Here is a 443-nt window from a genome sequence, read left to right as displayed (position 1 = left end):
CCGCCATTTCGTTCAACGTCAGTTGGTCGACAGTTTTACCGAAATAGACTTGTGCCGCAGCACCGACACCATAGGCGCGGTAACCGAGGTAAATCTTGTTCAGATAAAGCTCGAGGATCTCGTCTTTCGTTAGCAACTGTTCAATGCGAATCGCGAGGAAGACTTCCTTAATCTTGCGCATCAGCGTGCGTTCTGGACTGAGGAAGAAGTTTCTCGCCAGCTGCTGGGTAATGGTACTCGCCCCTTGTGACGCGTGACCGGAGAACAGCGCCACGCTTGCCGCACGGAAGATCCCCACCGGGTCAACGCCGTGATGCTCGTAGAAGCGGCTGTCTTCCGTCGCGATAAAGGCTTTCACCATCTCCGGCGGGATTTGATCCAACGTAACCGGAATACGACGTTTCTCACCGTATTGAGCAATCAGCTCGCCATCGGCGCTGTAA

At 54.2% G+C, this 443-nt stretch carries 1 protein-coding gene; it reads right to left on the bottom strand.

Annotated features, from left to right (window positions below; translation table 11 throughout):
* On the bottom strand, nucleotides 1–443 hold a 443-nt coding region (locus tag ACEWB7_RS17835), incomplete at both ends, for a transglycosylase domain-containing protein (RefSeq protein ID WP_411581065.1).

Origin of the sequence: Acinetobacter sp. NIOH-H-8 (genome assembly GCF_046635365.1) — a bacterium.
GTDB lineage: Bacteria > Pseudomonadota > Gammaproteobacteria > Pseudomonadales > Moraxellaceae > Acinetobacter.
This window is presented reverse-complemented; position numbering and strand designations above follow the sequence as displayed.